Below are 24,408 nucleotides of genomic sequence, written 5' to 3' on the forward strand. Positions count from 1 at the left end.
CCGCATGGCTGCATACCTACAATCACCACCGCGGACACACCGCGCTCGCAGGCAAACCACCCGCCAGCCGCGTCCCCAACCTCACAGGGCAATACACCTAGGGCCTGTCCGGCGGATCAGGCCGGAGGAAAGCAACGGCGCCGCACCAGACCCCGCGTCTCCGGCATGATCCGCCGGGCAGGCCCTAGCCGGGGCCGGCGCTGAGGCTGAGGCTCACCCGGTCGGTAGAGGGATCAGCGGGTCGCCGAGCCGCCGCAACATGTCGACGGCAGGCACGCCCGCGGCCGGATCACCGGCCGCCTGATCACCCACAGCTGGACCGGCGCACCAGGTCGGTGCGAGGACGACCGTGGGGCTGTCGTCGGGGCCGGGCAGGATGCCGCGCTCGACGGTGCCGGTGGCGGCGGACAGACCGTGGGGTGCGGCGGCCGCGACGACATCGGCCGCGGTGGCCTCTCCCTGGAGGGTCGCGATACGAGGTCCCGCTTCCACCGTGACCTGCCGCAGCCCGGACAGATCGACGACCGGTCCGCCCTCCCGCGGCGCCCGTCCCGCCCAGTCGTGGCTGCCGCCGCGGACGGTCGGCGGCAGCCCCTGGTCGCGTGCCGCGCGCACGGAGGCCCGCACGTCCTGCGCCAAGTGCACGGCGTTCTGACACTCCCTTGCGGTGACATGACGCACAGGCGATTTGTCCGTTACTAGGGCGGATAGTCGATAACCACAAATGGGCAAAACGGACCTTTGGGGCAGAGTCCAATCGGGGTTCCGATGTTGTGGCGGGTGGTGCGGTGAGGGCAATTATTCCGCTGGGGTGCGACACCTTGAAGTGGGGCTAAACGTCCCTTCAGGGAAAAAATCAGGCAGATTCCCTCCGGAGTGGCGGTTCTGTCAAGGAGTCGGAAGTTTTCGGGTTATGTACGACCAAGCTTCGTAGATCACGATTTTGGGGGTTGGTGGGAGCCCGGGTTACCAAAGGGATGGCCCATCCGGCAGCTGCTTGTGCGTCGGGTGGGTTTGTGTCCCTCATCCCCGTCCCCGCGAGGTTCCGATGTCGAAGCGCGTCACGTCCCGTCTCTCCCTGTCCCCGCTCCGCACGCAGGCGGCCGTCCTGGCCGTCGGAGTGGGCGCCTCGGTCGTACTGGGGGCCGGGGTCGCGGCCGCCGCCGAAACCACGCTGGACACCGTCGCCGCCAAGACGGTCTCCACGACGGTCCAGCAGACCGCCGCCAAGAAGGCCACGTCCTGGGTCGACCCGGTGCGGAAGTACACGCTCTCCGCCAGCTTCAACCAGGCCGGCGGTATGTGGCAGTCCACCCACTCCGGGCAGGACTTCGCCGTTCCCAGCGGCACCGAGGTCATCGCCGCGCACGGCGGCACGGTCGTCAAGGCCGGCGGCAACGGCGCCGGTGACGGTCCCGCGTACGGCAACGCCATAGTCATCAAGCACGGCAGCGGGACGTACTCGCAGTACGCCCACCTCTCCCGGATCGACGTCAGGGTCGGCCAGGTCGTCGCCACGGGTCAGCACATCGCGCTGTCCGGCAACACCGGCAACTCCAGCGGGCCGCACCTGCACTTCGAGATCCGTACGACCGCGAACTACGGCTCCGCCGTCGACCCCGTCGCCTTCCTGCGCTCCAAGGGCGTGATCGTCTAAGACGGTTCGGGCCCGAGATGGTTCGGGCCCGAGATGGTTCGGGCCCAAGGCCGTTCGGGGCCAAGGTGGTTCGGCTCAAGAAGTACTGGCCAAGGCATGGCCAAGGCGGGTCGGGCTCAAGAAGTACTGACCAAGGCTGTTCGGGCTCAAGAAGTTCGGGTCAGGGCTGGTTCAGGCCCACGGTGGTTCGGGCCCTGCGGTCCCAGCCGAGGCAGTCAGGGCCAAGGCGGTTCAGGAAGCGGCAGCGCCCCCGTGCGCCTGCGTCACCAGGTCGATCGCGACCTCCAGAACCGCCTTGCGCTTCTCCTCGGGGTCGGCGTCGACGTCCCTGAGGGCGAACAGCCCGGCGTGCATCGAGAAGAGCGCGCTCATGCAACGGACCTGGTCGGTCAACGGCGCGCCCGGGTCCTTGATGATGTCGAGCAACTCCAGCATGCGGCCCTTGAAGGTCTCGCCGATGCTCAACTCTCGTACCGTCGCCTGGTTCTCCTGCATGAAGCGGAAGAGGGGTGCCGCGCTGTCGAGAGCCTCGCTGTAGCGACGCAGCACATCCTGCTTGGTCTCCAGGGTGTGCGGCTGCTGCCTCGCCCACTCGATCAGCTCGTCCAGCGGCCTCGTCAGGTCCTGGAAGAGGCTGATGAGGATCTCTTCCTTGGTCTTGAAGTGGTAGTAGAGCGCCGCCTTGGTGACGTCGAGGTGCTCGGCGATCTCGCGCAGCGAGGTCTTCTCGTAGCCCTGCTCGGAGAAGAGTTCGAGGGCTACGTCCTGGATGCGCTGGCGGGTGTCCCCGCGGCGCTGCCGCTTCGTGCCGTCCATGATGTCGCCGCCCATCCTTGTTTCCCCGCACTCCATGAAACGTACCTGTCGCCCGACTGGTAAATCCAGGCAAACTTACTTGACGCCCGGCTAGTTACGAGGCTACTTTCCCCAGTGTAGTCAACTTGCCGGTCGGCAAGTAAGTAGGCGGGTGGGGGCAGTCGCTCCGGCGCCGGTGAGCATGCGGCAGGACCAGGGGAGTGGGAACGATGGCGGACACTGCGAAAGCGGTCATAGCGACCGACAAGCAGCCGGAGCGGCAGCCGGATCAACAGTCGGATCAGCAGGCGGAGCACAAGCCGCGCAGCGTGCGCGTCGTGCTGTTCGCGCTCATGATCGCGATGATGCTGGCGATGCTCGACAACATGATCGTGGGCACGGCGATGCCGACGATCGTGGGCGAACTGGGCGGACTCGAACACCTGTCGTGGGTCGTCACCGGGTACACCCTCGCGACCGCCGCCTCCACCCCGATCTGGGGCAAGCTCGGCGACATGTACGGGCGCAAGGGCGCCTTCATGACCTCGATCGTGATCTTCCTGGTCGGCTCCGCGCTCAGCGGCATGGCCCAGGACATGGGACAGCTCATCGGCTTCCGCGCCATTCAGGGACTCGGCGCCGGTGGTCTGATGGTCGGCGTCATGGCGATCATCGGTGACCTGATTCCGCCGCGGGAGCGCGGCAAGTACCAGGGCATGATGGCCGGCGTCATGGCGCTCGCGATGATCGGCGGTCCGCTGGTCGGCGGCACCATCACCGACAACTGGGGCTGGCGCTGGTCCTTCTACATCAACCTGCCGCTCGGCGTCGTTGCGCTCCTCGCCGTCAGCGCCGTACTGCACCTGCCGAAGAAGCGGGTCCAGGCGAAGATCGACTACCTCGGTGCCGGGCTGCTGGCCCTGGGTATCTCCGCCATCGTCCTCGTCACCACCTGGGGCGGCAGCGAGTACGCGTGGGGCTCGGCCAGGATCATGGAGCTCATCGGCATCGGCATCGCCGCGCTCGTCGGCTTCGTCTTCGTACAGACCAAGGCCGCCGCGCCGATCATGCCGCTGCACATCTTCCGCAACCGCAACTTCACGCTGATGTCGATCATCGGCTTCATCACCGGCTTCGTGATGTTCGGCGCCGTCCTCTTCCTGCCGCTGTACCAGCAGTCCGTGCAGGGCGCGTCCGCGACCAACTCCGGGCTGCTGCTCCTGCCGATGCTCGGCGCGATGCTGGTCACCTCGATGGTCGCCGGGCGGGTCACCACCAACAGCGGCCGGTACAAGGTCTTCCCGCTCGCCGGCGGTGTGCTGATGACGGTGGGTCTGTTCCTGCTCGCGCAGATGGACACCGACACGAGCAGGCTGACCTCGGGGCTGTACATGGCCGTGCTCGGCCTGGGCATGGGCTGTCTGATGCAGGTCACCATGTTGGTCGCGCAGAACAGCGTCGAGATGAAGGACATGGGTGTCGCGTCCTCGTCCGCGACCCTCTTCCGTACGCTCGGCTCGTCCTTCGGTGTCGCGATCATGGGTGCGCTGTTCAACAACCGGGTCCAGGACGTGATGTCCGAGCGGGCCGGGGCGCTGGGATCGAAGATCACCGAGCAGTCGGCTCAGCTCGACGCGGCCAGCCTTGCCAAGCTGCCGACCGCGGCGCGCGAGGCGTACCAGGATGCGGTGTCCAGTGGTACGCACTCCGCGTTCCTGCTGGGGGCGGTGGTGGCGGTGGCCGTCCTGGTGGCTGCGGTGTTCGTGAAGGAGGTTCCGCTTCGGGGGGCCGGGGCGGCTGCGCCTGAGCCGGGCGAGGGTCCGGCGAGTGGCTCTCCGTCGAAGGAAACCGTGGCTGAGACCGTCTAGTCCTGCTTGATCCGAAGGCCCCCGGCGTGTCCGCCCCGGGGGCCTTCTCTTGTACGGGGCTTGGGTGGGGGGTGTTTTCGCCCCCGCCGCCCCTACCCTTCCCGTCCCTGGGGGCTCCGCCCCCAGACCCCCGTATCGCGCTGACGCGCTCGTCCTCAAACGCCGGACGGGCTAAGAAGGCTGACGGGTTGTCCTCGAGCGGCGGGCGGGCTGGAAAGGCGGTCACATCGGCAGCATCGGATAGCTTCCCGTGTTCGTAGGCGCGTGTTCCGGCAGCCACAGGACCGCGACCGCGCCCTCCGCGGACACGTGCTCAAGGGCTCCCGGGGGCCGGACGTTGCGGAAGGTGAGGCGGGCGCCGAGTACCCGGGCCTGGCCCGCCGCGATGGTGAGACCCAGTCCGTGACCGTGGCCCGAACGGTCGCTGCTGCCCGTGCGGAAGCGCCGCGGTCCGTCGGCGAGGAGTTCCTCGGGGAAGCCGGGCCCGTGGTCGCGTACCCGGATCACGCGGCCCTCGACCGAGACCTCGATCGGCGGCTTGCCGTGCCGGGCGGCGTTGGCCAGCAAGTTGAGCAGGACGCGCTCAAGGCGGCGCGGATCCGTCGTGACCTCCGACTCGTGTATCACCCGCACCTTGACGTCGGCGTCCTTGGCGGCCACGCGCCGCGACACGAACTCGCCGAGCAGGATGTCCTGCAACTCGGCCCGCTCGGACGCGCCGTCCAGCCGGGCCACTTCGAGGACGTCCTCGACGAGGGTGCGCATGGCCTGCGCCCGGTCCCGGACCAGTTCGGTCGGGCGGCCGGGGGGAAGAAGTTCCGCTGCCGTGAGCAACCCGGTCACCGGCGTACGCAGTTCGTGCGCGATGTCGGCGGTCACCCGGCGCTCGGCCTCGATGCGCTTCTGAAGCGCGTCCGCCATGGCGTCCACCGCCCGCGCGAGGTCGTCGGTCTCGTCGCGTACGACCCCGCCGATCGCATCCCGTACGCGTACGTCGGTCTCGCCCCTGGCGACCTGGTTCGCGGCCGAGGCGGCCTTGCGCAGCCGCCGCGACAACTGGCCGCCGATCAGCACGCCGAGCGCGCTGCCACCGAAGACGACCGCGATCGAGCCGATGATCAATGCCTGGTCGAGGTCCTTCATGACGTCCGTGTTGCGGTCCGTGAACCCCGTGTGCAGCGAGAGGACACGGCCGTCCTTGACCGGTACGGCGGCCCAGATGTCCGGCGCTCCGCTCGGACCGTCGGCCACATAGGTGGCCCGCCGTCCCTGGGCGACCTTCACCAGCAGGTCCGCCGGGATGGCCGGGTCGTCGACCTTGACCCCGAAGGCCTGCGTCCGTCCTGACTCGTACATACGCTGCGCGACCTGGATGCGCTCGTCCGCCAGGTCGCGCGAGTTGTCGAGCATCGAGACGCGTGCCGCGTTGTGCACGACGAGGCTGAGGGCGACCGCGACGAGCGCGCCGACCAGGGCGATCGCCGCGCTGAGCTTCCACCGGATGCCGGTGCGGATGCCTACGCCGTCACTCGCGCCGTCACTCGTGGCGTCACGCGTGCCAGGGCCCGTGCCGGCGCTCGTCCTGTCGCCTGCTCTGTCGCCCGTTCTGTCCGGAACCCGGCGCTGCGACTTCCCCCGTATCCCCGGCATTTGCCGCATCCCCCGCATACCTCTGCTCAGGCCTTCAACTTGTAGCCGAAACCGCGGACCGTCTCGATCCGGTCCTGGCCGATCTTCGTCCGTAGCCGTTGCACATGGACATCGACGACGCGGGTGTCACCGCCCCAGCCGTAGTCCCACACGCGTTCGAGTAGCTTGTCGCGGCTCAGCACCGTGCCCGGCGCGGACGAGAACTCGAGGAGCAGCCGCATCTCGGTGGGCGTCAGAGCTACCGGCGTACCACCCTTGCGCACCTCCATCCCCTCGGTGTCGATCTCCAGTTCGCCGAAGGCGAGTACGCCCCTGTCGACGCCGGACCCGCCCTCGGACTCGGCGGCGGAGCCGTGACCGTTGGCGTGCCCGAAACGCCGGAGCACCGCGCGGATCCGGGCGACCAGGACGGCCCCGTCGAAGGGCTTGGTCACGTAGTCGTCGGCGCCCGCCTCCAGGCCGAGGACGACGTCGATCGAGTCGGCGCGCGCGGACAGCATGATCACGGGGACGGTCGACGCGTCGCGGATGCGCCGGCACAGGCTGACGCCGTCCAGGCCGGGCACCATGACGTCCAGCAGGGCGATGTCAGGGCGGTCGGCGCGGAACGCCTCCAGGCCTGACAGCCCGTCGGGCATGGCCGTGACCGCGAAGCCGTCGCGCTCCAGGGCGAGCTGCGTGGCCTCGCGGATGACGTCGTCGTCCTCGACGAAAAGGACATGGGTCCGCTCTGCCATCCGGCTGCTCCGCCCGCTCTCAGTTCGCATCGGGGGCGGGCGAATCGGCGCCGCCCACCGCGTTGCTGTAGTCCGTGTGGATCCGGGACTCCGCAGTGAAGCGGCTCGCGGACCAGCTGTAGGTGATCACTTCTTCGCTGGAGGGATACGACACCGGGTCGCCCTTCTTGTACAGCTGCTGGGTGATCACCAGATCGCCCCGGTCGATCTCCGCGTAGACCGGCGGCTCCTCGGCCTTGAAGACGTTCTCGTACCCGCCGCTGTCCTCGCGATACACGTACGAGCCGATCCCGACGGCATCGCTGCAGGTCATCACATTGACCACGACGTCGTCCGAGGCCGCTCCGGTCAGATCCCCGTACGACACGTCGACCGGGTACTCGTCGGCGACGCACGGCTTCAGGGCTCGCTTGACCGACTGGCTGACCTCCGGGTCGTCCTTGAGGAGCTTGACCGCGTCCACGCGCTTGGGGGCTTTGCCCGGCGAGGCGGAGGCGGTGGCGGCGGAGGCGGGAGCGGGGGCAAGGGTCGTACCGCCCTTCGCCACCGCCTCACTGCCCGCCGGGCCTTCGTCGCGGGCCCCCGTTCCCCCTGTGGCGCAGGCGGTCAGGAAAAGGCCGAGGGCGGCGAGCGCGGCCACCGCCGCACTCCCCGCCTTCAGGACCTGCCTGGCCCGAGTTCCTAGGCCGCGCAACGCTCCCGCTCCTCACCTGGTTCGAGCGCGCGGGCGCCGCGCTCGTCGTAGTCCCGGCTCTCCAACTCCTCGCGGAGCCGGGCCAGCGCCCGGTGCAGCGTGCTCTTGACCGTTCCGGCCGACATGCCGAGGGCGGCGGCCGTCTCTTCCGTGGACATCTGCTCCCAGTGTCGCAGCACCACGACACTGCGCTGCTTGGGAGCCAGCACCTTCATGATGTCCATCAGCAGCGCGCGATCGGCGTGCTGCTCGGTGGAGTCGTCGACGCACGCGTCCGGCATCTGCTCGGTGGGGACCTCTTCGAGCTTCCGCGCCCGCCACCACTCGGTCCGCGTATTGATCATCACGCGCCGCAGATACGCGTCGGCCAGCCGCTTGTCCGCGATGCCGTCCCAGCGGCCGTACGTCCGTACCAGCGCGGTCTGCAGCAGGTCCTGGGCATCGACGGGGTCGGGGACCAGCCGGCGGGCACTGCGCAGCAGCGCGTCCTGCCGAGTGCGGACGTACTCCTCGAATTCGAGCACCTCGCCGTGCGCCATGATCGACCGCCTCCATCCCCGTTCCGGCCTGCCTGCTGTCGCCTGCCGCCGGTTGTCCGTCGCCTGTGTCCCGCTGTCGTTGCGCTGTGTGTGCGGTACGGGAATGAAGCTACGGAGGCGTTGTCACGGGGTTGTCCGAGGCAGCCTGCGGCGAGCGCTCGGCTGTCCGTCGGTTGTGTAACGGATGTATGGGCCGGGTAAGGCGGGGCGGTCACCCGTCCTGGTTGGGGTGGATTTGTGGCCCTGGAGGAGGTGGCAGGGCGGCGGTTATGTCAACGGCAGCCGATACAAACCACCCGGGAGCGGTTCCACGAGTCCGTCGGCGACCAGACCGTCGAGGGCGCGGGCCCGCTGCACGGGTTCGTCCCACACACGGTTCAGCACGGACTGCGGGACCGGCCCGACGGCCTCTCTGAGTACGGCGAGGAGCTTGCCGCGGACCTGGCGGTCCGTGCCCGCGTACGTCTGTCCGCGGCGCGGCGGGCCCTCGTGCTCGGGCTTCCCCGCCAGCCGCCACGCGCACTGCGCGGCGATCGGGCAGCGATGGCAGGTCTCGTTCTTCGCCGTGCAGACCAGCGCTCCGAGCTCCATGGAGGCGGCGGCCCAACGGGAGGCCGTGCGGTCGCTCTCGGGGAGGAGGGCGCGGGCGAGCTTGCGCTCGGCGGCCGTGGTGGCGTTCGGGGGATACCGCACGCCGGTGACGGCCCGCGCGAAGACCCTCCTCACGTTCGTGTCCAGTACGGCGTGACGCTGGCCGTACGCGAACGACGCCACCGCGGCGGCGGTGTACTCGCCGATGCCGGGGAGCGCGAGCAGCTGAGCGTGCTCCGTGGGTACGTCGCCGCCGTGCCGTTCCGTTATGGCGACCGCGGCGCCGTGCAGCCGCAGGGCGCGGCGGGGGTAACCGAGGCGGCCCCAGGCGCGGACGGCTTCGCCCGGGGGTTCCTTGGCCAGGTCGGCAGGCCGGGGCCAGCGGGCCACCCACTGCTCGTACACGGGCAGCGCGCGGCTCACCGGGGTCTGCTGCAACATGAACTCACTGACCATCACGCCCCAGGGGCCGGCCTCGGGGCGGCGCCAGGGGAGGTCGCGGGCGTGCTCGTCGAACCAGGTGATGACCGGGTCGTGCAGGGTCTCGCCGGGGGCGTTGGGCTGGGGGCTGGGTGTGGGCATGGTGGGTGCAGTCATGGCGTTTCCGATCCTGCCATGCGGGGGTGGTGCGACGCGCTTTCCGCACGTACGTGGTTTTCGCCCCCGCCGCCCCTACCCTCCCCCAAGCTCTCGGCTTCGCTCGAGCAGGGGGACCCCCATCATCCCTGGGGGGCTCCGCCCCCAGACCCCCGCCAGGGGCGCTGCGCCCCCTGGACCCCCGCCTTCGCCCGAAGGGCTCGTCCTCAAACGCTGAAGGCAGCCGCCAAGACTGGAGAGGCTGGAGCGGCTTATGCCTGGGCTGAGCGCTTTCAGTGCCGGGGTGCAATCTTTTAGCCCGTCCGGCGTTTGAGGACGAGGCCGTTCAGGCCGAACGGGGGTCTGGGGGCGGAGCCCCCAGGAACGGGATGGGACGGGTAGGGGCGGCGGGGGCGAAAACTCCCCATCAGCAACAACTCGACCACCTTGCCGGAATGATGATCCGGAAAAGTTGGCGCTTAGGGCGGCGGGTGGGGCGAGCGACGCCACTGATCTCTCGTACAGTTTGCGCCGTGGGATCTATGCGCAATCCGGTCGGGCCGCTTCCCTCCTCCATCTACTGGCGTCGGAGGGTCGTTCTGCTGTCCGTGGTCGCGCTGTTGGCGCTGCTGATCGCCTGGGTGGTCAGCAGCGGCGGCGGGGGCGGCAAGCAGAACGCGGACGGGGCCAACGGGAAGAACCCGGTGGACACGATCACTCCTGGACCGTCCGGCTCCGGACCCGCGATCAGCCAACACCCGGGCGGACGCGACGAGTCCAGCGCGAGCGCGAGCCCCGGCAGCGGCGGCGACGGCTCCGGAGACTCCAGCGGATCCGGCAGCGGAGCCACCGGGGACACCGGAACCTCGGACGACGGCTCCAAGAGTGGCGGCGGCGCCGGATCCACCGATCAACTTCCGGCCGGGTCCACGCTTCCCAACTGCACCGCAGGCGCGGTCAAGTTGTCATTGAGGAGCGTGCACAACACGTACGCGCTCGGCGAGAAGCCCTCGATAGAGCTGATCGCGAAGAACTCCTCCAGCGGCGACTGCAAGGTCGATCTCGGCCCGAAGAACGCTGTCCTGACGATCACTCAGGCCGGAAGCGATGAGAGCTTCTGGTCCTCCGACGACTGCCTCAGGGACCCCGGCAGCCTGCTCTTCCGCGTTCCGGCGGGCGACCAGGTGACCTACACGCAGGACTGGGACCGCACGGCCAGTGCCCCCGGGTGCACGACGCCCTCGCCCGGTTCGGCGGCAGCCGGCACGTATTTGGTGGAGGCGACGGCGCCGGGGCTGACGAAGGCGCAGACGTCGTTCGTACTGTCGAAGGACTGAGCAAGCCCGACAGGACTGAGCAAGCCGCAGGACGGAGCAGGCCGCAGGACCGAGCAAGCCGCGGGACTGGGAAGCGGCGGACGGCGCGCCCGCCTCCCGGTCACGAAGTCAGACGTACCGCTCCAGGATCGACGACTCCGCCAACCGTGAGAGCCCCTCACGGACGCTACGCGCCCGCGCCTCGCCCACGCCGTCGACCGTCTGGAGGTCGTCGACGCTGGCGGCGAGGAGCTTCTGCAGACCGCCGAAGTGCTCGACGAGGCGGTCGATGATCGCGCCGGGCAGCCGCGGCACCTTGGCGAGCAGGCGGAAGCCACGCGGGGAGACCGCGGAGTCGAGCGCTTCGGGGGAGCCGGTGTAGCCCAACGCTCTCGCCACCGTGGGGAGTTCGAGCAGTTCCGCGTGGCTGAGGGCGTCCAGCTCGGAGAGTGCCTCGTCGACCGTGCGGGAACGCTTGGCGGTCGGCTCGGGCACGTAGTCGCGGACCACCAGCTCGCGCTCGGGCTCCACGCCCGCGATCAACTCGTCCAGCTGGAGGGCGAGCAGACGTCCGTCCGTGCCCAACTCCACCACGTACTCGGCGATCTCGGTCGCGATGCGGCGCACCATCTCCAGCCGCTGGGCCACCGCCGACACGTCCCGGACGGTGACCAGGTCCTCGATCTCCAGGGCGGAGAGCGTGCCCGCGACCTCGTCCAGGCGGAGCTTGTAGCGCTCCAGGGTCGCCAGGGCCTGGTTGGCGCGGGAGAGGATCGCGGCGGAGTCCTCCAGGACGCGGCGCTGACCGTCGACATACAGAGCGATCAGGCGCATCGACTGGGAGACCGAGACGACGGGGAAGCCGACCTGCTTGCTCACCCGGTCCGCGGTGCGGTGCCGGGTGCCCGTCTCCTCCGTGGGGATCGTCGGGTCGGGCACCAGCTGCACGCCCGCCCGCAGGATCTTGGTGAGGTCCTTGTCGACCACGATGCCGCCGTCGAGCTTGCACAGCTCGCGCAGCCGGGTGGCGGTGAACTCGACGTCCAGCACGAAGCCGCCGGTGCACATCGACTCGACGGTCTTGTCCCAGCCGAGCACGATGAGTCCGCCGGTGTTGCCGCGGAGGATCCGCTCGAGCCCGTCGCGCAGCGCCGTGCCGGGTGCCACGGCACTCAGTGAGGCGCGCATCAGGCCATCGGCACCGGAGCTCCCACCGGATTTTCCGGGAGCTGCTGCCCGGTCGTTGGCTGCCACTGCACTCCTCCGGTCGCGGGTTTCCGGTCGCCCACGGTTCGTACGGACGGGCGAGACCAGGGCAAAGTCTACCGGCGCTCTTCGTCCTCCCGTGGGGCCTCTCGACGACGAGAGCGCGGAAGGACCCGCAGCGCGTCGCCCATGTCGGCGACTTCCAGGACCTTCATACCGGGAGGGATCTTGCCCGGGTCGGTCGGTACGAGGGCGTGCGTGAAGCCCAGACGGTGCGCTTCGGCGAGCCGGCGCTGGACGCCCGTGACCCGTCTGACCTCGCCCGCGAGACCTACTTCGCCGATCGCCACGAGGTTCTTGGGGAGGGGGGTATCGCTCGCGGCGGACGCGAGGGCGAGGGCGATGGCGAGGTCCGCGGCGGGCTCGGAGAGCTTCACGCCGCCGACCGTCGCCGAGTAGATGTCCCGCTTCCCGAGCGCGCTGATGCGGCCTCGCTGTTCCAGGACGGCCAGCATCATCGAGACGCGGGAAGTCTCCAGACCGGAGGTCGTACGGCGCGGGGAGGGGATCTGCGAGTCGACGGTGAGGGCCTGGACTTCGGCGACCAGGGGGCGGCGGCCTTCGAGGGTGACGGTCAGGCAGGTCCCGGGGACGGGTTCGGCGCGACGCGTCAGGAACAGACCCGAGGGGTCCGCCAGGCCCGTGATCCCTTCGTCGTGCAGCTCGAAGCAGCCGACCTCGTCCGTCGTCCCGTAACGGTTCTTGACCCCTCGGACGAGCCGCAGGCGCGCGTGCCGGTCGCCCTCGAAGTGCAGTACGACGTCCACGAGGTGTTCGAGCAGGCGGGGACCGGCGATCGCGCCGTCCTTGGTGACATGGCCCACCAGGAGCGTGGACATGCCGCGCTCCTTGGAGGCGCGGATCAGTGCCCCCGCGACCTCCCTCACCTGGGCCATGCCGCCGGGCGCACCGTCGATCTCCGGGGAGGCGACGGTCTGGACCGAGTCGAGGATGAGGAGCGACGGCTTCACCGCGTCCAAATGGCCGAGGACGGCGGAGAGGTCGGTCTCCGCGGCCAGATAGAGGTGGTCGTCGATGGCTTTGATGCGGTCGGCGCGCAGTCGCACCTGGCTGGCGGACTCCTCACCCGTGACATACAGCGTGCGGTGCTCGTCGCTCGCGGACTTCGCCGCCACGTCCAGCAGCAGCGTGGACTTGCCGACGCCCGGCTCACCGGCGAGCAGGACGACCGCGCCCGGTACGAGACCGCCGCCGAGCACGCGGTCGAACTCGGGCACGCCGGTGGTGCGGGCGGTGGCATGGCGGCCGTCGACCTGTCCGATGGGCACCGCGGAGGTGGTGACGCGGCCCGGTGCCGTCGTACGGACCGCGGGTGCGCCGTACTCCTCGACCGTCCCCCACGCCTGGCACTCGGCGCAGCGGCCGAGCCACTTGGCCGTCTGCCAGCCGCACTCGGTGCATCGGTAGGACGGTCGGTCCTTCGCGGTTTTCGTACGGGCAGCCATGACGAAACCGTAACCGAGCCCACTGACAGCCCGGACCGGCAAGGCATCTGCCATCGACTGCCATCGCCGCCTGTGACGGCGTAGGCCATGGAATCGGAGGTTCCTGTCCCCTTTTGAGGGATCGTTTCACCCGTACGGATTAAATGTGCTCAAGGGGGAAGAAGGGGCCACCCTCGGGCGCCTACGGTCGCACGGGTGATGAGCAGCGGTCCGGAGACCTCCACGCACACCACCGGCGCACACCGGGCGCACGGAGACGCACGCAAGCGGGTGGCAGCGCCCCGTGGCGCATCGGCCCGCACGATGGCCCAGCGCCCTCCCGCGCGCTACGAGCCCTACCTGGACGGCCTGTTCACCTACTGCCTGTCCGTGCTGTGCGACCACGACGCGGCCACCGCCGCCCTCGGGGACGTCCTCGCGCTGGCCGAGCGCCGGAGCCCGCGCGGCCCGGAGTCCGCGGACGACCGCAGGGCCTGGCTGTACGCGCTCGCCCGCTGGTCCTGTCTGCGGAAGCTCACCGAGGCCCGGCGCCGGCGACGGGCCGCGCACGCCTCGGGCCGCCGCGAGACCCCAAAAGACCCCAAAGATTCCAAAGGCTCCAAAGGCTCCAAACACTCTAAAGGCGCCAAAGGTGTCGCCGGCCGATGCGCGGCCGAGGCGCTGAGCGCCCCCGTCTCCGAGGAGGCCCAGGTCCGACGGCAGCGCGAACTCGCCCTGCTGGCCTGGCCGGAGGCCGCCGGCACCACCCCCGAGCAGCGCGAGGCGCTCGAACTCGCCGTACGCCACCAGCTCGCCGCCCACGAGGTCGCCGCCGTCCTGGGCATGGACCTCGCCGCCGCACGCGAACTGCTCGCCTCCGCCGCCTGCGAGGTCGAACGCACCCGCGCCGCCCTGGCCGTCGTGGAGACCGGCGCCTGCCCGAGCGTCGCCCGCCTCACCGGCGACAACCAGCTGGTCCTGAGCGCCACCCTGCGCCGCGAACTCGTCCGGCACGTCGACGACTGCCCGCACTGTCGCCGCACCGCCGAGCGAGCCGCCCCCGGTATCTGGCCCGGCGCCGCCGTCACGCCCGCCGCGCTCCCTGTCCTGGAGGCCCCGCGCACGGACCTGCACATCGCGATGGCACACACCCCCCGCGCGCGGGGCGGCGCTCCACGCTTCGACCGGCGCGGTTTCCCGATGGACCCCAAGGACCACGCGGCACGAAGAGACCGGCTACGCGCGCGTGCCGTCACGACAACCGTCGTCGCCACGGTCGTCGCCGCCCCCGTCCTCGCCCTCTGGGCGGCCTACCGCGGCGCGCCCCTCACGGGAGAGGGCGCCGACGGCCACGCGATCACCGCGAGCGAGGCACACGGCCCCGACGGCATCAACGGCGAGGAGCCGGGCGGCTACGAGAACGCGGGCAACGCCAGTACCGAACCCGACAGCCGTTTCACCAAGGGCAGCCGCTCACCCGACGTCTCCGTCGAGGTGATCAGCGCCCCCGGAAGTGCCCCGGGCGGCGCCCCCGGGACCGGAAACGGCGCGGGAGGCCTCTCCGTGCGGGCCGCGAGCAGCGGCGACACGACCCTCGTCACGCTGACCGCGTCCGGTAGTTCGCCGGTCCACTGGTCCGCGAGCACGGGAGCGTCCTGGCTCTACCTCAGCCAGTCGTCGGGAAGGCTCGCTCCCGGCGAATCATTGACGATCAAGGTGTACGTCGATCATCTTCGCGAGCCGGTGGGCCGCTGGGGCGCGCGGGTGTCGATCGCACCGGCGGGCGCGATGGTCACGATCGAGGGGTACGGGAACGCGGGCGCGCCCGACCCCGGTCCGACCTCCAGCCGTCCCACCCCGTCCACCCCCGACTCGACCCCGCCCCCGTCCGAGCCCGACCCGACGCCGACTCCTTCGGACCCCGACCCGACGCCGACCCCCACTCCCACGGACGCGTCCCCGTCGGACCCGGGCGGCTCGACACCCCCACCCAGCGACAGCAGCGACCCGAGCTCGTCCACGTAGGACCGAAGTAGGACCCGAAGCAGGGCGGAACCAGGACCGAAGCACGACCGAGGCACGACCGAAGCAGACCGCAGTGGGCCAAAGAGGACCGAAGCAGTATCAAAATGGCGGATTCGCGTCAGCCGACCGGATCCGCCGGATGCGGCGCAAGCAGCGGCAGCTGCGAGGCCAGCCGCTCCTCGCAGAGCTCGACCAGCCGGTCGTACCCCGCCCTGCCCATCAGCTCGACGAGCTCCGGGCGGTACGAGACGTACACCGGGTCGCCCGCGCCGTGCGCCGAGGTCGCCGACGTGCACCACCAGTGCAGGTCGTGCCCGCCCGGACCCCACCCACGGCGGTCGTACTCGCCGATGGACACCTGGAGCACCCGGGTGTCGTCGGGCCGGTCGATCCACTCGTACGTCCGTCGCACGGGCAACTGCCAGCAGACGTCCGGCTTGGTCTCCAGGGGCTCGCGGCCCTCCTTCAGCGCGAGGATGTGCAGCGAGCAGCCCGCGCCGCCGGCGAAGCCGGGCCGGTTCTGGAAGATGCAGGACCCCTGGTACGGCCGGGTCTGCCGGTCGCCGTCCTCGTCCTCCGAGACCCAACCGCTCTCCATGCCCACGTCATGGTGCTGCCAGATATCCGGCGTGAGCCTCGCCACGTGCCCGGCCACCCGCTTCTCGTCGTCCTCGTCCGAGAAGTGCGCCCCGAGCGTGCAGCAGCCGTCATCGGCGCGACCGGCCTGGATGCCCTGGCAGCCGCTTCCGAAGATGCAGTTCCAGCGAGAGGTCAGCCATGTCAGATCGCACCGGAAGACCTGCTCCTCATCGGCGGGATCCGGAAATTCCACCCATGCGCGAGCGAAGTCGAGCCCCTGCTCGTCAGATACGGAGATCGCCTTCGGGGACTTCTCCGGCGACTTCTCTGGGGACTTCTTCGTCTTCTTCGGTGACTTCTGGGACTCGGTGGCCTTCGCCTGCGAAGAACCCTTGGAGGATTTGTCGGGTTTCGCCTTTTTCGTCTTTGGCACCCGTCCAGGGTAAGTCGCTTCATGCCGCTCCGGGGACGGCCGTCCGCCGTACGCCCAGTAGCGTTCCGTACATGAGACTCGGTGTCCTCGACGTTGGTTCGAACACGGTGCATCTGCTGGTGGTGGATGCGCACCCCGGCGCGCGCCCGCTGCCCGCGCATTCACACAAGGCCGAATTGCGGCTCGCCCAACTGCTCGACGAGAGCGGGGCGATCGGCTCCGACGGCGTCGACAAACTGATCGAGACGATACGGGGCGCGCTGGACGCCGCCGAGGACAAGGGCGTCGAAGCCCTGCTGCCGTTCGCCACCTCCGCCGTGCGCGAGGCCAGCAACGCCGACGACGTACTGGCCCGGGTGCAGGCCGAGACCGGCGTCGAGCTCCAGGTCCTGACCGGCTCGGAGGAGGCCCGGCTGACCTTCCTGGCCGCCCGCCGCTGGTTCGGCTGGTCGGCGGGCAAGCTCCTCGTCCTCGACATCGGCGGCGGCTCCCTGGAGATCGCGTACGGCATCGACGAGGAACCGGACGCCGCGGTGTCCCTGCCGCTCGGCGCGGGCCGACTGACCGCGGGCTGGCTGCCGACCGACCCGGCCGACTCCGCCGACATAAGGGCGCTGCGCCGCCATGTGCGCGCGCAGATCGCCCGTACGGTGGGGGAGTTCAGCCGCTTCGGCGCCCCCGACCACGTGGTCGCCACCTCGAAGACCTTCAAGCAGCTCGCCCGCCTGGCCGGCGCCGCGCGCTCCGCCGACGGCCTGTACGTCCAGCGCGAACTCAAGCGCCGCTCGCTGGAGGACTGGGTCCCCCGGCTCGCCGCGATGACCGCCGACGAGCGCGCGGAACTCCCCGGCGTCTCCCCGGGCCGTTCGAACCAGCTCCTCGCGGGCGCTCTCGTCGCCGAGGGCGCGATGGACCTCTTCGGCGTGGACACCCTGGAGATCTGCCCCTGGGCCCTGCGCGAGGGCGTAATCCTCCGCCGCCTGGACCACCTGCCGACGGAGTAGGCCACTCCCCGCGCCCCAAAGGGGGACGCGGGGCTGTGACATGTGCGGCTCCGCCGCGTGGGCGCGCTCAGCCACAGATCACCCGCACCCGCACCCGCACCCGCATCCGCCCCCGATGACTCTCCCCACGGCGAACAGGTGCCCCAGCCCAACCGCCAGAGGCACCCCGTACGCTGTCCCTCGTGGCAGAACCAGTCGTGCGCATCCCGGATGCGAAGGTCGCGCTGTCCACGGCGTCCGTGTATCCGGAGTCGACGGCGACGGCCTTCGAGATCGCCGCACGCCTCGGCTACGACGGCGTAGAGATCATGGTCTGGACCGACCCGGTCAGCCAGGACATCGAAGCCCTCCGCCGCCTCTCCGACTACCACCGGGTCCCGATCCTCGCCGTTCACGCCCCTTGTCTGCTGATCACCCAGCGCGTGTGGTCCACCGACCCCTGGGTCAAGCTCCAGCGCGCCCGGGCCGCCGCCGAGAAGCTCGGCGCCTCCACCGTGGTCGTCCACCCCCCGTTCCGCTGGCAGCGCCAGTACGCGCGCGACTTCGTCACCGGGATCTGGCGGATGGCGAACGAGACGGACGTACGGTTCGCCGTCGAGAACATGTACCCCTGGCGCTACCGCGACCGCGAAATGCTCGCCTACGCCCCCGACTGGGACGTGACGAAGGACGACTACCGGCACTTCACGATCGACCTGAGTCACACCGCGACGGCCCGCACCGACGCCCTCCAGATGATCGACCGCATGGGCGACCGCCTCGGACACGTCCACCTCGCCGACGGCAAAGGCTCCAACAAGGACGAGCACCTCGTCCCCGGCCGCGGCACCCAGCCCTGCGGCGAACTGCTGGGGCGCCTCGCGCTCTCCGGTTTCGACGGCCATGTCGTCATCGAGGTCAACACCCGCCGTGCGATGTCCAGCGCCGAACGCGAGGCGGACCTGGCGGAGGCCCTGGCCTTCACCCGCTTGCACCTCGCCTCCGCGATGAAGGTGCCCCGCCGGTGACGGACGCCGCCGCCCGCCGCCGCAGGGGACGCCCTTCCCGTACGCAGTCGGAGGCGGGCCCCGCCACCCGCGACCGCATCCTGGAAGCGGCCCGCGAGGAGTTCTCCGAGCGGGGCTACGAGAAGACGTCGGTCCGCGGCATCGCCAAGGCCGCCGACGTGGATTCCGCACTCGTGCACCACTACTTCGGCACCAAGGAACAGGTCTTCGAGGCGGCCGTCGAGGTCGCCTTCGCCCCCGCCCTGGGCGCATCGGGCGCGGTCGAGGACGGACCCCTCGACGGCGTCGGCGAGCGCCTGACCCGTTTCATCCTCGGGATCTGGGAGAACCCGGCGACCCGCACGCCGCTGCTGGCGATCCTCCGCTCCGCCGTGAACAACGAGACCGCGGCCGCCGTCTTCCGCCGCTTGGTCACCACCCAGCTACTACGCCGCGTCGCCGGTCAGCTCGACCTCCCCGACGCGGAACTGCGCGCCGAGCTCGCGGCAGCCCAGCTGGTGGGGGTGGCGATGCTCCGCTACGTGATCAAGGTGGAGCCCGTGGCATCGGCGGACCTGGAAGAGATCGTGAGAAGGGTGGCCCCGGTGGTACAGGGCCACCTGACAATCCCGTGAGGTAAAGCGCCCCTTCAGGGCGCGGGGCTGTGACATTGTGCGGCTCCGCCGCGTGGGCGCGCTCAGCACTCAGGACCCGCACTCACCCACCGAGACACCCATCCCGCATTCCGGACACCCCGTCCGCATCCTGGCGCACCGGCGTACGCTCGACACAGTCATTACTCTCCGAAGGAGCGAGCGACGATGCCCGAGCTGAGGTCCCGCACAGTCACCCACGGACGCAACATGGCGGGCGCACGCGCCCTTATGCGCGCCTCCGGTGTACCGGGCGCGGACATCGGACGGAAGCCGATCATCGCGGTGGCCAACTCCTTCACGGAGTTCGTGCCGGGCCACACCCACCTCCAGCCGGTCGGCCGGATCGTCAGCGAGGCCATCACCGCCGCCGGAGGCATCGCGCGCGAGTTCAACACGATCGCCGTCGACGACGGTATCGCGATGGGCCACGGCGGCATGCTGTACTCCCTCCCCTCCCGCGACCTGATCGCGGACTCGGTCGAGTACATGGTCGAAGCCCACTGCGCCGACGCCCTGATCTGCATCTCGAACTGCGACAAGATCACCCCCGGCATGCTCATGGCGGCCCTGCGCCTGAACATCCCGACGGTCTTCGTCTCCGGCGGCCCCATGGAGTCCGGCCGCGCCACGCTGGTCGACGGCACGGTCCGCACGCTCGACCTGGTCGACGCGATCTCCGACGCCGTGAACGACAACATCTCGGACGAGGACATCCTCCGTATCGAGGAGAACGCCTGTCCGACCTGCGGCTCCTGCTCCGGCATGTTCACGGCCAACTCCATGAACTGCCTGACCGAGGCCATCGGCCTCTCCCTGCCCGGCAACGGCTCGGTCCTCGCGACTCACACGGCCCGCAGGGCGCTGTACGAGGACGCGGCCCGCACGGTCGTCGACATCACCAAGCGCTACTACGACGGCGACGACGAGTCGGTCCTGCCGCGCAACATCGTCACCTTCGCGGCCTTCGAGAACGCCATGGCCCTCGACATCGCCATGGGCGGCTCCACCAACACGATCCTCCACCTGCTGGCCGCCGCCCAGGAAGCGGGCGTCCCCTTCGGCCTGGAGGAGATCAACGAGGTCTCGCGCCGCGTGCCCTGCCTCGCCAAGGTCGCCCCGAACGTGGCGAAGGACCGCACGTACTACATGGAGGACGTGCACCGCGCGGGCGGCATCCCGGCCCTGCTGGGCGAGCTGCACCGGGCCGGCCTGCTGAACGAGGACGTGCACTCCGTCCACAGCCCGACCCTCGCGGACTGGCTGAAGACGTGGGACGTGCGCGCCGGCTCCCCGTCCCCCGAGGCCGTCGAACTGTGGCACGCCGCCCCCGGCTGCGTCCGCTCAGCCGAGGCCTTCTCCCAGTCCGAGCGCTGGGAGGCCCTCGACGAGGACGCCGAGAACGGCTGCATCCGCTCCGCCGAGCACGCCTACTCCAAGGACGGCGGCCTCGCGGTTCTGCGGGGCAACCTGGCGGTCGACGGCTGCGTCGTGAAGACGGCCGGCGTCGACGAGTCGATCTGGACCTTCGAGGGCCCGGCCGTCGTCTGCGAGTCGCAGGAGGAGGCCGTCGACAAGATCCTCAAGAAAGAGATCACGCACGGCGACGTCGTCGTCATCCGCTACGAGGGCCCCAAGGGCGGCCCCGGCATGCAGGAGATGCTCTACCCGACGTCCTTCCTCAAGGGCCGCGGCCTCGGCAAGACCTGCGCCCTGATCACCGACGGTCGCTTCTCGGGCGGCACCTCGGGTTTGTCGATCGGCCACGCGTCCCCCGAGGCGGCCTCCGGCGGCACCATCGCCCTGGTCCAGGACGGCGACCGCATCCGCATCGACATCCCGAACCGTTCGATCGAGCTGCTCGTGTCGGACGAGGAGTTGGGCGCGCGCCGCGATGCGCTCAAGGGCGTCTACGCGCCGGCGGCCAGGGAGCGCAAGGTCTCCGCAGCCCTGCGCGCCTACGCGGCGATGGCGACGAGTGCGGACAAGGGCGCGGTGCGGGACGTCTCGAAGCTGGGCTGATCGAGAACAGCAGTCCTGATCAGGGCTGATCAGTCCTGATCCTGAACCCTCACCAGGCCGACGGATCGTCCCCCGCCACCCCGAACACGGTCCCGTCGGGCGCACTCGCGTAGACGCGGCCGCCGGTGACGAGCGGCGGGGACAGCGCTCCTGGGACCCGGTCCGACTCGCCACCGAGCCGGGTCCGGGTCTGCCCGACGAGCTTCCCCTTCGCCGCGTCCACGGCGAGCAGCCGCCCGTCGGCCGCGGTGAAATAGACGTGCTCGGCGTCGGCGACGGGCGCCGAGCCCCGGCTCACGGACGTCTCGAGGCGCCAGCGCTGCTTCCGCGTCTCCAGGTCGACGGCCACCAGCGGGCCGAGCGTGGCCACCAGATAGACGGTGTCCGCGCGTACGGTGGCCTGAGCCTGGGGGAGCGTCACAGCGAACTCCACCCGGTGCGACACCTTGCTCTGCGGGTCGTACTGGACCAGGGCGTCCGTCTCAGTGTTTTTGTTGACGGACGTGAAGACGACAGTGTCCCGCTGGGTGCCGACCGGGTACAGCGTGCCCTTCAGGCTGGCGTCCCACCGCACGTCCCCGGTCTCCGGATCCAGCCCGGCCACCCGCGTACTCGTCCCGTCGCCCGACGTACTCGTGGCGTAGGCGAGCCCACCCCCGGCGAACGCGGCGAGGTTGGGCGCGCTCTGCCCCGGTATCCGCCGGCGCCAACGGCTCTCGCCCGAAGCCCCGTCCACTCCGGTGACCGTCCCGTCGGCACCGGTGAGCAGGACCGTTCCGCCAGCGTGCTGCACACGGCTGTACGCCGAAAGATCCATCGTCCAACGTGTCCTGCCCGAGGCCGGATCGAGCGCCTCCAGGAGCCGGCCGGCATGGGTGATGGCGTGTACCAGTCCGCCCGAGGTGACGGGCAGGCCGTCCGGAGCACTCCGCTCACCGGAGTCGTGCCGCCACAGGACGTGGCCGTCGACCGGGTCGAGGGCGTAGACCAGCCCTGGCTGGTTGCAGAACAACTTCCCTGTCCCGTACGAGCATTGGGGCATCCCACTGGCTCCGGGCGCAGGTTTGGTGTCCCACCCGGTGAAACCGATCGGCGCGGACCGCGCCCCCTGGTCCTGCGAGGTGCCGCTGCCGTCCTGTCCGAGCAATTGGGTCGTCGCCCATGTCCCGCCCGCGGTGAGGACAAGAGCTCCGGCGACGAGCGCGACGCGTTTGAGGGTGCGTTTCTTGGACCGCGGCTTGGACCGCGGAGGATCTCCGCCGACGGAAGAACCGCCGACGGAAGAACCGCCGACGGAAGAACCGCCGACGGAAGAACCGCCGACGGAAGAACCGCCGACGGAAGAACCGCCGACGGAAGAACCGCCGACGGAAGAACCGCCGACGGAAGAACCGCCGACGGAAGGACCGTCGACGGAAGAACTGCCCACGACCCCGTCGACGCAACTGCCGACGGGATCGTCGTCGGGACCGGACGGCTCGGCACGCTGAGCCGGAATGAACGCCTGCGTATCGTAGGAGGCCGCCACCGAGCGCAGCTCCCGCATCAGTTCGTCCGGGGTCGGCCGGTCCTCCGGTTCTTTGGCCAGGCAGCGCGTGACGAGCGGTGCGAGGTGCGCGGGAACATCCGTCAAGTCCGGCTCGTCGTGCACGACTTGATAGGCGATGACGTACGGGCTGTCGGAGTCGAAGGGTCCCCGGCCCGTCGCCGCATGCACCATCACCGAGCCCAGGGCGAAGATGTCGGCGGCCGGTCCCACCTGTCGCGGACGGCGGAACTGCTCGGGTGCCATGAACGGCGGTGTGCCGATCAATTTGCCCGTTTCGGTCCGCAGTTCACTGTCCGACGGCCTGGAAATGCCGAAGTCGATGACCTTGGGGCCGTCGTCGGCGAGCAGGACGTTGCTGGGCTTCAGATCCCGGTGTACGACTCCCACCCGATGGATGTCGCGCAGCGCCTCGGCCAGTCCGGCCATCAGACGGCGCAGTTGGTCGGGAGGCATGGGGCCGTTCCGCTTCACGTACTCGGCGAGGGTCGGGCCGGGAATGAACAGAGTGGCCATCCATGGGCGTTCGGCCTCCGGATCGGCGTCGACCACAGGCGCGGTGAACGCTCCGCTCACCCGCCGCGCGGCGGCGACCTCCTGCCGGAACCGCCCCCTGAACTCGGGATCCTTCGCGAACTGCGCGTGTACGACCTTCACGGCGAGTCGCAGCCCCGAGGTGCTGCGGGCCAGCTGGACGACACCCATGCCGCCGGACCCCAGGCGCTTCTCAAGACGGTACTGCCCCGCGTACTCGGGAAGTTCCGCTTCCGCATTCGATCCGGTGTTCCGCTGTGGCGCCATGGACCCACCCCCGTGCTGTTCGTCCGCGCGCGCGACGCACGGAGCCTAGTCGATTCCTCGTACGAGACCGAGGCGGCTTGCTAGCCTCCGCGTGCGAAAGACGTACACATGTCGGATTCAACGGGGGAGATCTCCATGGCTGTTGAGCCTATAGAAAGCAGCGACGAGGAAGCGGTGTCCACAACGGTCGCCGCGAGCTCGGTCCAAGCGGCAGTGAACTCCTATCCGCTCGCACCCGGCTACGCGGTGAACGTCCGCAGCGGCCCCGGCACCGGCTACCGCATCGTGCGCGTGCTGCCCGAGGGCTCACACGTGCCGATCATCTGCCAGCGGTCGGGCGAATCCGTGAGCGGTCCGTACGGCACCACAAGCATCTGGGACAACATCGCCAACGGCGAGTACGTCGCGGACGCCTACGTGAAGACCGGCAGCGACGGCTACGTCGCGCCGCGCTGCGGCTGAGGCTGAGGCATCGAGGGCCGGGGCTTTGCGGCGGACCGGAGCGATAATCGTCTTGTGAGCGACAAGAACGAAACCGGCACCAGTACCGAAACCAGTGCCGGAACCGGTACCCCCGCAGGGCCCCAGCCCGAGCCCCTGCGCTTCTTCGGCACGACCTGGGTGGCACACGACGGCGGCTACCCGGCCCGCCGCGTCGCCGTGGCCGTCGGCGCGCTTGCCGCCGCGGTCGCCGCCTGCTTCGTACTCCGCTTCGCCTACCAGGGCCTGGCGATCGCGGACGTCGGCGAGTTCGTGACCCTCCTGGTCGTGGTGATGTTCGCGGTGTGCAGCGCGCTCGCGTTCCGCCACACCTGGGACGCCTTCACCAAGCGCCCCGACCCCGACCGCCAGGCCTCCCTCCGCGGCCTCCTGGCCATCGGCTTCGTCGGCTCCCTCCTCGCCTATTCTTTCCGCGCCCTCACGGAGGCCCCCGGCGAGAAACTCCACCGCGAGGAGTACGAAACGGCCCGCCGACAGTACGAACGCCGCACAAACCGCCGCACAAACAACCCGTCAAAAAAGCGCCGCCGCTCTTAAGCCCCGGGAATACGGGAAGATCTGGTGCCCTTCACCCCAAAGGGCAACCTTTCAGCCCGGCCCGCACCCCCAGCCCGTCCGGCGTTTGAGGACGAGCCCTTCGGGCGACCGGGGGTCTGGGGGCGAAGCCCCAGGGGACGGGAATGGGTAGGGGCGGCGGGGGCGAAAACCCACCCCAGCCACCCCC

The 24,408-nt window shown here is 70.0% G+C and carries 21 protein-coding genes; 10 read left to right on the forward strand and 11 right to left on the reverse strand.

What is annotated here, in order from left to right; all coding sequences use genetic code 11:
• Positions 1 to 213 precede the first annotated feature (213 nt).
• Entirely contained in the window at positions 214 to 645 is a 432-nt protein-coding gene (locus ACX28W_RS40210) for an FAD-binding protein (protein WP_459005077.1), read from the reverse strand.
• Positions 646 to 1,048: 403 nt separating this feature from the next.
• Between ACX28W_RS40210 and ACX28W_RS40215 the strand changes: the two genes are divergently transcribed.
• Complete coding sequence (locus ACX28W_RS40215) at positions 1,049 to 1,657, forward strand: M23 family metallopeptidase (RefSeq protein ID WP_459005078.1); 609 nt, start codon at positions 1,049 to 1,051, stop codon at positions 1,655 to 1,657.
• A gap of 231 nt (positions 1,658 to 1,888) precedes the next feature.
• On the opposite strand, the gene ACX28W_RS40220 is transcribed toward ACX28W_RS40215, so the two are convergent.
• Complete coding sequence (locus ACX28W_RS40220) at positions 1,889 to 2,488, reverse strand: TetR/AcrR family transcriptional regulator (protein WP_459005079.1); 600 nt, start codon at positions 2,486 to 2,488, stop codon at positions 1,889 to 1,891.
• 194 nt (positions 2,489 to 2,682) lie between these two features.
• On the opposite strand from ACX28W_RS40220, the gene ACX28W_RS40225 reads away from it, so the two are divergent.
• A complete protein-coding gene (locus ACX28W_RS40225; RefSeq protein ID WP_459005080.1) occupies positions 2,683 to 4,320 on the forward strand; it encodes an MDR family MFS transporter in 1,638 nt (545 codons plus the stop codon).
• A 222-nt stretch (positions 4,321 to 4,542) separates the two neighbouring features.
• Here the strand turns inward: ACX28W_RS40225 and cseC are convergent, their stop codons facing one another.
• The 5 genes from cseC to ACX28W_RS40250 all read right to left on the reverse strand — a co-directional run bounded on the left by cseC (position 4,543) and on the right by ACX28W_RS40250 (position 9,128).
• On the reverse strand, positions 4,543 to 5,970 hold the full coding sequence (gene cseC, locus ACX28W_RS40230; protein ID WP_459005081.1) for a two-component system sensor histidine kinase CseC: 1,428 nt from the start codon (positions 5,968 to 5,970) through the stop codon (positions 4,543 to 4,545).
• Positions 5,971 to 5,996: 26 nt separating this feature from the next.
• The gene (gene cseB, locus ACX28W_RS40235) at positions 5,997 to 6,707 is read right to left on the reverse strand and encodes a two-component system response regulator CseB (RefSeq protein WP_459005082.1); all 711 of its coding nucleotides are present in this window, start codon (positions 6,705 to 6,707) and stop codon (positions 5,997 to 5,999) included.
• 19 nt (positions 6,708 to 6,726) lie between these two features.
• Positions 6,727 to 7,401, reverse strand: coding sequence for a hypothetical protein (locus ACX28W_RS40240; RefSeq protein ID WP_459005083.1), 675 nt, complete (start codon positions 7,399 to 7,401; stop codon positions 6,727 to 6,729).
• Entirely contained in the window at positions 7,389 to 7,940 is a 552-nt protein-coding gene (locus ACX28W_RS40245) for a SigE family RNA polymerase sigma factor (protein WP_459005084.1), read from the reverse strand. The genes ACX28W_RS40240 and ACX28W_RS40245 overlap by 13 nt, the downstream gene beginning before the upstream one ends.
• A 267-nt stretch (positions 7,941 to 8,207) precedes the next feature.
• Positions 8,208 to 9,128, reverse strand: a complete 921-nt coding sequence (locus tag ACX28W_RS40250; RefSeq protein ID WP_459005085.1) for an HhH-GPD family protein — start codon at positions 9,126 to 9,128, stop codon at positions 8,208 to 8,210.
• Between the two features lie 512 nt (positions 9,129 to 9,640).
• Between ACX28W_RS40250 and ACX28W_RS40255 the strand changes: the two genes are divergently transcribed.
• Positions 9,641 to 10,444 carry a hypothetical protein gene (locus ACX28W_RS40255; RefSeq protein WP_459005086.1) on the forward strand — a complete coding sequence of 268 codons (804 nt, stop codon included), beginning with the start codon at positions 9,641 to 9,643 and terminating at the stop codon, positions 10,442 to 10,444.
• Positions 10,445 to 10,552: 108 nt separating this feature from the next.
• Here ACX28W_RS40255 and disA read toward each other — a convergent pair whose 3' ends face one another.
• Together disA and radA are read right to left on the reverse strand one after the other, a co-directional pair.
• Positions 10,553 to 11,677 (reverse strand): DNA integrity scanning diadenylate cyclase DisA, encoded by a 1,125-nt coding sequence (disA, locus tag ACX28W_RS40260; protein ID WP_459005087.1) that lies wholly within the window; start codon positions 11,675 to 11,677, stop codon positions 10,553 to 10,555.
• 68 nt (positions 11,678 to 11,745) lie between these two features.
• On the reverse strand, positions 11,746 to 13,155 hold the full coding sequence (gene radA, locus ACX28W_RS40265; RefSeq protein WP_362086606.1) for a DNA repair protein RadA: 1,410 nt from the start codon (positions 13,153 to 13,155) through the stop codon (positions 11,746 to 11,748).
• 195 nt (positions 13,156 to 13,350) lie between these two features.
• On the opposite strand from radA, the gene ACX28W_RS40270 reads away from it, so the two are divergent.
• Positions 13,351 to 15,159 (forward strand): BACON domain-containing protein, encoded by a 1,809-nt coding sequence (locus tag ACX28W_RS40270; protein ID WP_459005088.1) that lies wholly within the window; start codon positions 13,351 to 13,353, stop codon positions 15,157 to 15,159.
• Between the two features lie 118 nt (positions 15,160 to 15,277).
• On the opposite strand, the gene ACX28W_RS40275 is transcribed toward ACX28W_RS40270, so the two are convergent.
• Positions 15,278 to 16,036: a hypothetical protein gene (locus tag ACX28W_RS40275; protein ID WP_459005102.1), complete on the reverse strand. Its 759-nt coding sequence runs from the start codon at positions 16,034 to 16,036 to the stop codon at positions 15,278 to 15,280.
• Between the two features lie 206 nt (positions 16,037 to 16,242).
• Here ACX28W_RS40275 and ACX28W_RS40280 point away from each other — a divergent pair, with 206 nt between their 5' ends.
• The 4 genes from ACX28W_RS40280 to ilvD all read left to right on the forward strand — a co-directional run bounded on the left by ACX28W_RS40280 (position 16,243) and on the right by ilvD (position 20,836).
• Positions 16,243 to 17,175, forward strand: a complete 933-nt coding sequence (locus tag ACX28W_RS40280; protein WP_459005089.1) for a Ppx/GppA family phosphatase — start codon at positions 16,243 to 16,245, stop codon at positions 17,173 to 17,175.
• 182 nt (positions 17,176 to 17,357) lie between these two features.
• Positions 17,358 to 18,182 carry a sugar phosphate isomerase/epimerase family protein gene (locus ACX28W_RS40285; protein WP_459005090.1) on the forward strand — a complete coding sequence of 275 codons (825 nt, stop codon included), beginning with the start codon at positions 17,358 to 17,360 and terminating at the stop codon, positions 18,180 to 18,182.
• A complete protein-coding gene (locus ACX28W_RS40290) occupies positions 18,179 to 18,796 on the forward strand; it encodes a TetR/AcrR family transcriptional regulator (RefSeq protein WP_459005091.1) in 618 nt (205 codons plus the stop codon). Before ACX28W_RS40285 ends, ACX28W_RS40290 begins: the two co-directional genes overlap by 4 nt.
• A 186-nt stretch (positions 18,797 to 18,982) precedes the next feature.
• Positions 18,983 to 20,836 (forward strand): dihydroxy-acid dehydratase, encoded by a 1,854-nt coding sequence (gene ilvD / locus ACX28W_RS40295; RefSeq protein WP_459005092.1) that lies wholly within the window; start codon positions 18,983 to 18,985, stop codon positions 20,834 to 20,836.
• Between the two features lie 49 nt (positions 20,837 to 20,885).
• On the opposite strand, the gene ACX28W_RS40300 is transcribed toward ilvD, so the two are convergent.
• A complete protein-coding gene (locus tag ACX28W_RS40300) occupies positions 20,886 to 23,183 on the reverse strand; it encodes a serine/threonine-protein kinase (RefSeq protein WP_459005093.1) in 2,298 nt (765 codons plus the stop codon).
• 135 nt (positions 23,184 to 23,318) lie between these two features.
• On the opposite strand from ACX28W_RS40300, the gene ACX28W_RS40305 reads away from it, so the two are divergent.
• Complete coding sequence (locus ACX28W_RS40305; RefSeq protein ID WP_459005094.1) at positions 23,319 to 23,645, forward strand: SH3 domain-containing protein; 327 nt, start codon at positions 23,319 to 23,321, stop codon at positions 23,643 to 23,645.
• A 54-nt stretch (positions 23,646 to 23,699) separates the two neighbouring features.
• Positions 23,700 to 24,221 carry an EamA/RhaT family transporter gene (locus ACX28W_RS40310; protein WP_459005095.1) on the forward strand — a complete coding sequence of 174 codons (522 nt, stop codon included), beginning with the start codon at positions 23,700 to 23,702 and terminating at the stop codon, positions 24,219 to 24,221.
• Positions 24,222 to 24,408 lie beyond the last annotated feature (187 nt).

This window comes from Streptomyces sp. SD15 (assembly GCF_054462255.1).